The sequence below is a fragment of the Mesorhizobium sp. Cs1321R2N1 genome (genome assembly GCF_037179725.1).
Classification (GTDB): Bacteria; Pseudomonadota; Alphaproteobacteria; order Rhizobiales; family Rhizobiaceae; genus Mesorhizobium; species Mesorhizobium salmacidum.
In genome coordinates this window covers 39,845-47,620 of the sequence record NZ_JAPYKP010000032.1, presented here as the reverse complement: position 1 = coordinate 47,620, position 7,776 = coordinate 39,845, and the positions used below count along the sequence as shown (strand labels likewise).

Sequence of the window (7,776 nt, the reverse complement as noted above, 5' to 3'; positions counted from 1 at the left end):
GACACACCATATCTCCGCGCCGCATCGGCTTTGGAAAGACGGCCTTCAATAATCGACAGCGCCATCTCCTCTCGACGCAGCGGCGTCAGACGGGCATTCTTGTGGATGTTCATTCGGACCCTCCGATGTGTACTGAAGCCTGGTAACTCCAGTCTCCTCGGTTCGGTCCGAATGGACAACCTCCCGAAAGCTCACAGCTAGGGAACACGAACTCGACCGGCGAGCCCTTCTTCTTGGCGTTCATCGCCATGAAATCGACGAGGATGCCATAGGGCTTCTCGCCCGAAGCCACCGACTTCAGCACCGCGCCATTGCCGCGCACGCTGACGGTATTGTTGGTCTTCAGCTTCTGGAAGAAATCCCAGCCATAGTTGGTATCGCCGGCGAAGCCCGAAAGCAGGTAGGCGGCCGCACCCGAATAGAGCGGGCTTGGCATGACCAGGCCATCGGCATAGGCCGGCTTGGCGAGATCGGCCCAATGCTGCGGCTTTTCGGCGGCGGCGGTGTTGTAGACGATGCCGGTGGTGATCAGCTTGCTGCCGAAATAGGTCTTGTTGGCATCATAGGCATCCGCGTCGACCCCGTCGAGCTTGGCCTCGGGATAGGCCATCAGCCTGTCGTCCTTCTTCAGCAGTTCCATCGAGACCGCGTCGGCGATGAGCAGCACATCGGGCTGCGGGCTGCCTGCGGCGAACTCGGCCGCCATCTTGGTCAGGATGTCGCTGGTTCCGGAGCGATAGATGGTGACGTCGATGCCGGGCTGCGCCTTCTTGAAGGCATCCACGGTCTTGGCCGCATCCGCTTCCGGCTGGGATGTGTAGAGCGTCAGTGTTTCGGCATTTGCCACGCCGGCGAACAAAGTTGCCGCGAGCGCCAGCTGGCTGGCCAACAGCGTGATGAATAGCGTCTTCATGAGACCTCCTGTCCTGTCTGTGCATGACCGGTCTGGCCCCTGACCAGCACCCCGTCTCTTCCTCCCTGCACGGCGCATATGACTGGTGGATGACACAGCGCATCCAGGCTTGGATCAAGATGAGATCAGGGCCGCCTTCTCGCGCGAGAGGCGCGTCGACGCCCAACAGGCTTTGTGTAAGGCTCCGCCGGGGTGAATCTGGGCGGGAGGTCATCCGATAAAGCCGGAGATCAGTGCTAGACCAGCATGCCCATCGGGTTTTCGATCAGCTTCTTGAAGGCGACCAGCAGTTCGGCCCCCAGGGCTCCGTCGACGGCGCGATGGTCGATCGACAGCGTCACCGACATCACCGTGGCTATTTTGATCTCGCCGTTCTTGACCACCGCCCGCTGCTCGCCGGCGCCGACCGCCAGGATCGTCGCATGCGGCGGGTTGATCACCGCGGCGAAATCCTTGATGCCGAACATGCCGAGATTGGAGACCGCCGTCGTACCACCCTGATACTCCTCGGGCTTCAGCTTGCGGCTGCGGGCGCGGCTGGCCAGATCCTTCATCTCGTTGGAGATGACGGACAGCGTCTTTTCGTCCGCATGCCGGATGATCGGCGTGATCAGGCCACCGGGGATCGACACGGCAACGCCGACATCGGCATGCTTGTGCTTGACCATGGCGGTCTCGGTCCACGAGGCATTGGCATCCGGCACCGCCTTCAGCGCCATGGCCATCGCCTTGATCACCATGTCGTTGACCGACAGCTTGTAGGCAGGCGCCTCACCCTTGTCGGTCTTCTTCACCGGCGCGGCGGCATTGAGTTGCGTGCGCAGGGCAAGCAGCGCATCGAGTTCGCAATCGAGCGTCAGATAGAAATGCGGGATGGTGGTTTTGGCTTCGACCAGGCGCCGCGCGATGGTCTTGCGCATGTTGTCATGCGGAATGAGTTCGTAGGAGCCTTCCTCGAACAGTTTCAGCACCTGGTCGTCCGACATTGGCTTCACCGCCGGCGCGGCGGCTGGTGCGCCAGCCGGAGCCTTGGCGGCGGCCGCTGCCTTGGCACCACCGCCGGCGATCGCGGCATCCACGTCTGCTTTCACCACCCGGCCATGCGGGCCGGTGCCGGATATGGCTGAAAGGGTGAGGCCCGCCTCGCGCGCCAGACGGCGAGCCAGCGGTGTCGCGCGTCCGCCCGACGGCGACTGGCCAATCTCCCCGCCTGCGGGGGAGATGCCCGGCAGGGCAGAGGGGGGCGTGACGGAATGAGGCGTTGGCGGGACAGCGCCCCCTTCTGTCGGCTCCGCCGACATCTCCCCCACGAGGGGGAAGATTGGCGCCTTGTCCCCATACGTCTCATTCTCCGCATAGATCCACGCAACCGGCGCGCCGACCGGAATGTCGACACCTTCCTTGCCCGTCACGTCGCGCAACACGCCACTGGCCGGTGCATCGATTTCCATCGCCGCCTTGTCGGTCTCGATCTCGAACAGCACGTCGCCCTTCTTGACGTGCGCGCCTTCCTCGGCGAACCAGCGCGAGATCTGTCCGGTTGCCATGTCCATGTCGACCTTGGGAAGAATGACTTCGGTCGGCATGTCTCAGCGAACCCCTTTCACGAGGTCGCGCGCGGCGGTGATGATGTCGGGAACCTGCGGCACCGTGGCCTTTTCCAGCTCGGGATTATAGGGGATCGGCGTTTCCGCGCCACCCAGCCGCACGATCGGTGCGTCGAGGTAGTCGAACGCCTCGCTCTCGGCGATCATGGCGCTGACCTCGGCGCCGACGCCCAGCGTTTTGACTGCTTCATAGACGCACATCAGCCGCGACGTCTTCTTGACGCTATCGATGACCGTCTGCTTGTCCATCGGCCGGATGGTCCGGAGATCGACGACTTCGACGTCGATGCCTTCGGCCTCCAGCGTGGCGGCGGCGTCGAGCGCCTTCTGCACCATGATCGAGGTGGCGACGATCGTGAGGTCGCGGCCCTCGCGGCGGATGTCGGCCCTGCCGATCGGCACGGTGTAGTAGCCTTCCGGCACCGGCCCCTTCATCTTGTAGAGCAGCTTGTGCTCGAAGATCATCACCGGATCGGGATCGGCGACGGCAGCCAGAAGCATGCCCTTGGCATCATAGGGTGTCGCCGGCTGGATGACCTTCAGCCCCGGCACATGGCCGAGCCAGGCTTCCAGGCTCTGGCTGTGCTGCGCCGCCGCACCGGTGCCGGAGCCGGCGGGGAAACGCATCACCACGGGCACCGAAACCTCGCCGCCCAGCATGAAGCGCATCTTGGCGGCCTGGTTGACGATCTGCTCCATGGCGAGCGTGGCGAAGTCGGAAAACTGGAATTCGAATATCGGCCGCATGCCGGTTAGCGCGGCGCCGACAGCGACGCCCGCGCCGCCCAGTTCAGAGATCGGTGTGTCCAGCACCCGCTCAGCGCCATAGCGCTCGACCAGATCGCCGGTCACCTGGAAGGCGCCGCCATAGACGCCGATATCCTCGCCCATCAGGAAGACGCGTTCGTCCATGTCCATGGCGATCGCCATGGCCTCCTGGATCGCCTGGGCGTAGCTCAGTTCACGCACCATCGCGTCCATCACGCCTGCTCCGTATACACGTAATCTCCGGTCTCGCTGACGTCGGGCGAAGGGCTCGCCTTGGCGAACTCGATGCCGTCGGCGATCTCCCGCACCACCGCCTCGCGGATGGCCGCGATGCCCTTGTCGTCGATGAAACCGAATTCCCGCAGTTCGTTCTCGAAGAGCGTGATCGGATCGCGGTTGGACATCCAGTCCTCGATCTCTTCCTTGGTCCGGTAGCGATTGCGGTCGCTCTTGGAATGGCCGCGATGGCGATAGGTCTTGGATTCGATCAGCGTCGGCCCCTCGCCCGCACGTGCCCGCTCGACCGCCTTGTACGAAGCCTCGGCAACCTCGGAGAAGATGTTGCCGTTGACGATGACGCCCGGCATCGAATACGCGGCGGCGCGATCGGCGATGTTCTTGACCGCGGTGGAGCGGGCCGTCGACGTCGACATGCCATAGCCATTGTTCTCGCAGACGAAAATCACCGGCACCTTCCAGACCGCGGCCATGTTGAGCGCCTCGTGGAAGGCGCCTTCATTGTTGGCGCCGTCGCCGAAGAAGGAGACCACGACCTTGCCGGTCTTCATCATCTTGGAGGACAGTGCCGCACCGACGGCGATCGGGATGCCGCCGCCGACAATGCCGTTGGCGCCGAGATTGCCCTTGGCGACATCGGCGATGTGCATCGAACCGCCACGGCCCTTGCAGTAGCCGGTGGTCTTGCCAAAGAACTCGGCGAACATCCGCTTGACCTCGGCGCCCTTGGCGATGCAATGGCCGTGGCCGCGATGGGTCGAGGTGATCTGGTCATCCTCGCCAAGCGGCATGCATATGCCCATGGCGCTGGCCTCCTGGCCGATCGACAGATGCATGGTGCCGTGAATGAGGCCCCGCGTGTAGCTTTCCTCCGCGCCCTCTTCGAAGCGGCGGATGAGGTACATCTTGTAGAGCACCTGCTTCAGTTGCTCGGCGCTGTATTGGCGATAGACGAAGGGTAGGTTGGCGCGGCTGTCCGCGACGGCTTTGCTGGCTCCGGCCATGATCAGGCCTCCACGGTTCCGTAGACGAGCTTGTCCTGGCGGGCGCGCAGTTCGGCGATCTTGGAGCCCGCTGCCGGGGCGGCATTGGCGTAGGTGATGAGTTCGCCCTTCTTGATCGGCGCCGTCACCGAACCGCCCTGCAGCAGGCCGCAGGGAATGGCCCTGACGGCATGCGCTTCCGGCGCCGTCATGATCCAGGCGCGATAGCAATATTCGCCGATCGCATCGAGCTTTTCGCCCGGCTGCATGTCTTTCTTGGCCACCGCGCAGACTTCGGCCACCGGCTTTGCCAGCGGCACCATGTCGGCCTTGCCGTAGAGCACGACGCGGGCGCAGGTCAGCGGCACTTCGAGCGACGTCAGGTGATAGGGGCGGTGGAAGGTGAAGTACGGCCCCTTGCCCATTTTCAAATCTTCCATGCGTTCCGAGATGCGCGGATGCGACATGTCGGCGACAACGAAGACGCCGGGCGCGACACCCTTGCCGATCGAATAGTCGACGACGCCGACCCTCGACAGCACGCCGCCGTCCTTCTGCGGCACCAGCACCTTGTTCAATTCGCCGAGCGTCGCGGCCGGGCCATGCATGCCGGCCTTGTCGGGCACCAGGCCGGTGGCGTTGGCGATCGCCGCCATCTCGACCATGGTCTTGGAGCCGTCGACGAACTCGACCAGCATGCGCACATTCATGTGCCGGCGCCTGGCCTCTTCCTCATAGGCGGGCGGCGTGGCGTCGATGTTGAGCGGGTTGTTCTTGCCCTTGCCGGCGGCGACGATTGGATGGCCCATCGCCGAAACAAATTCGATCAGTTCCATGCAGGAGGACGGCTCGTCGCCGGCGCCCAGCGAATAGGTGACGCCGAGCCTGTCGGCCTCGCTCTTGAGATAAGCGCCGATGGTGACGTCGGCCTCGACATTCATCATCACCAGATGCTTGCCATGCTCCATGGCGCGCAAACCGATCTCTGCGCCGACGGCGGGAACACCGGTCGCATCGATGACGACGTCGATAAGATCATTGTTGATGACCAGGCTGGCGTCGTTGGTCACCGCCACCTTGCCGGCCTCCATGGCAGCCGTCATCGCCGAAGCATTCGAAACCTCGCGCGCATGGCCGGTTTCCTGGAAGGCGATGTCCACCGCCTTGCTGGCGGCGGGCAGGTTCAGTTCGGAGATGGCACCGATCTCGATACCCGACATATGGGCGACGCGGGTGACGATGTCGGTTCCCATCTCGCCCGACCCGATCAGACCGATGCGGATCGGCTTGCCCGATTTGCCGCGTTCCTCGAGGTCGCGGGCAAGGCCCGTCAACGAAACATTGGAAGCCATACCGCTCATTCCTCCCATAATGCAGGCCTGTTCAATTGTCTGACGGGTATTGAACATCTGTATTTCTGTCAAGACTAATGTCCAAATCCGTGTGCTTTTGCAGCACTTTCCCGACGTCCACCGCAGGGTGGAAAAGAGGTCGGGAAAGCCGGCAAATCGCGGAATTCATCGGCCCACGCGGGCTCACGAGCGGTCGGCGTCCTGATCCTGTTGGCGGCGTTATCCGGCGACAGGAAAATCGTGGAAATGGACGATCACTCCATCGGCATCGATGAAGATGACGGCATAGGCGGGTGGCTCGTGGCCCAGTTGCCAGCTGTCCGAAAAATCGAGGGCGCTCTGATGGTTGGTGCTGCGCAGCGTGCTGACCGGTATACCGCGCCAGCTGCCGGCGATCAGCCTGTGGACGTGGCCGGCGAAGATGTGGCCGACATTGCCGTGGCGCAGGAGAACGTCATGGAAGGTATCGGCGTCGGCGAGCTTGACCTCGTCAAGCACCGGCATGTGGATCCGGAACGGCGGATGGTGCATGAAGAGGAAGACCAGCCGGTCGTGGGCTTCCTGCAACTTCTCGTCCAGCCAGCCCAACCGTGCCGGGCACAGCCTGCCCTCGACATGTCCGCTGTCCAGCGTATCGAGCAGGATCAGGCGGCCATCGCTGCCATCGAAAACGCTCTGGACGAACCCGCGCTCGGCTGGCGTTTGCGGGAACATCTCGACAAAAAGCGCACGGTCGTCGTGGTTGCCGAGCATCAGCCGGCAAGGCGGCACGAACCCCGACAGCGCCTCCCTCAATGCCGCATAGGCGGCGCGCTCGCCATCATTGGTCAGGTCGCCTGATATCACCACCAGATCGGCATCGGCATGGTTCCTGCCGATATCCGCCAGGCAGGCCTCCAGCCGGTCGAGCGGATCGGAGCCGTGGAGACGACCACCCGGCGCCATCAGATGCGGATCGGAGAGCTGGATGATTTTCATGGGCCGCGCACTGCTTCCTGCCGGCGCCCCTGGCGCCGGCCTGAAGGCGTTATCTCTCGACCAGCTCTACTGTGCCGTCCAGCCGCCGTCCATCGGCAAGGTCGTGCCGGTGATCTGCTTGGCCGCATCCGAGCACAGGAACAGCGTCAGCGCCGCAAGCTCTTCCACGGTGACGAATTCCTTGGTCGGCTGCGCGGCCAAGAGCACGTCGTGCTTGACCTGTTCCTCGGTCATGCCACGCGCTTTCATCGTGTCGGGAATTTGCTTCTCGACCAGCGGCGTCCAGACATAGCCGGGCGCGATCGCGTTGACGGTGATGCCGTCCTGCGCGACTTCCAGCGCCACCGTCTTGGTCAGGCCCGATATGCCATGCTTGGCCGAGACATAGGCCGACTTGAACGGCGAGGCGACCAGCGCATGCGCCGAGGCCGTGTTGATGATGCGGCCCCATTTGCGGCTTTTCATGCCTGGCACCACCGCCTTGATGGCGTAGAAGGCGGCCAAAAGGTTGATGCGGATGATGGCTTCCCACTTGTCGTCGGGAAACGCCTCGATCGGCGCCACATGCTGGATGCCGGCATTGTTGACCAGGATGTCGAGGCTGCCGAATGCCTCTTCGGCGTCATGGACCATGGCGGTGACGGCGACGCCATCCATCATATTGGCATCGGAGTAGCGGCACTTGACACCGAAATCCTTCTCGATGCCGGCGCGCTCCTGCTCGATGGCAGCGGCGTCGCCCAGGCCATTGATGGTGACGTTGGCGCCCTCGGCGGCAAAGGCGCGGGCGATTGCCAAGCCGATGCCGCTGGTCGAGCCGGTGACAAGCGCATTCTTCGAAGACAGGGAAACCATGGGAGATCTCGCAAGAGGTGGGAGGAACTGATGAGAATAGTTTGTGCGGCGCAACACGACAATGCCACGGCCATATGTCGGCT

The 7,776-nt window shown here is 63.4% G+C and carries 6 protein-coding genes and 2 pseudogenes; all 8 read right to left on the bottom strand.

Annotation, left to right across the window (positions count from 1 at the left end; all coding sequences use genetic code 11):
• Positions 1-113: pseudogene (locus O7A61_RS11605) on the bottom strand (IS481 family transposase); the annotation flags it as partial.
• Between the two features lie 83 nt (positions 114-196).
• Positions 197-913, bottom strand: a pseudogene (locus O7A61_RS11600) (ABC transporter substrate-binding protein); the annotation flags it as partial.
• 236 nt (positions 914-1,149) lie between these two features.
• A complete protein-coding gene (locus tag O7A61_RS11595; RefSeq protein WP_337129899.1) occupies positions 1,150-2,499 on the bottom strand; it encodes a pyruvate dehydrogenase complex dihydrolipoamide acetyltransferase in 1,350 nt (449 codons plus the stop codon).
• 3 nt (positions 2,500-2,502) lie between these two features.
• Positions 2,503-3,501 (bottom strand): alpha-ketoacid dehydrogenase subunit beta, encoded by a 999-nt coding sequence (locus O7A61_RS11590; protein WP_337129898.1) that lies wholly within the window; start codon positions 3,499-3,501, stop codon positions 2,503-2,505.
• A complete protein-coding gene (locus tag O7A61_RS11585) occupies positions 3,501-4,529 on the bottom strand; it encodes a thiamine pyrophosphate-dependent dehydrogenase E1 component subunit alpha (protein ID WP_337129897.1) in 1,029 nt (342 codons plus the stop codon). Before O7A61_RS11585 ends, O7A61_RS11590 begins: the two co-directional genes overlap by 1 nt.
• Positions 4,530-4,531: 2 nt before the next feature.
• Positions 4,532-5,860 (bottom strand): NAD(P)H-dependent oxidoreductase, encoded by a 1,329-nt coding sequence (locus O7A61_RS11580; protein ID WP_337129896.1) that lies wholly within the window; start codon positions 5,858-5,860, stop codon positions 4,532-4,534.
• 219 nt (positions 5,861-6,079) lie between these two features.
• Positions 6,080-6,838: a phosphodiesterase gene (locus O7A61_RS11575; protein ID WP_337129895.1), complete on the bottom strand. Its 759-nt coding sequence runs from the start codon at positions 6,836-6,838 to the stop codon at positions 6,080-6,082.
• A 66-nt stretch (positions 6,839-6,904) separates the two neighbouring features.
• Positions 6,905-7,693, bottom strand: a complete 789-nt coding sequence (locus O7A61_RS11570; protein ID WP_337129894.1) for a 3-hydroxybutyrate dehydrogenase — start codon at positions 7,691-7,693, stop codon at positions 6,905-6,907.
• Positions 7,694-7,776 lie beyond the last annotated feature (83 nt).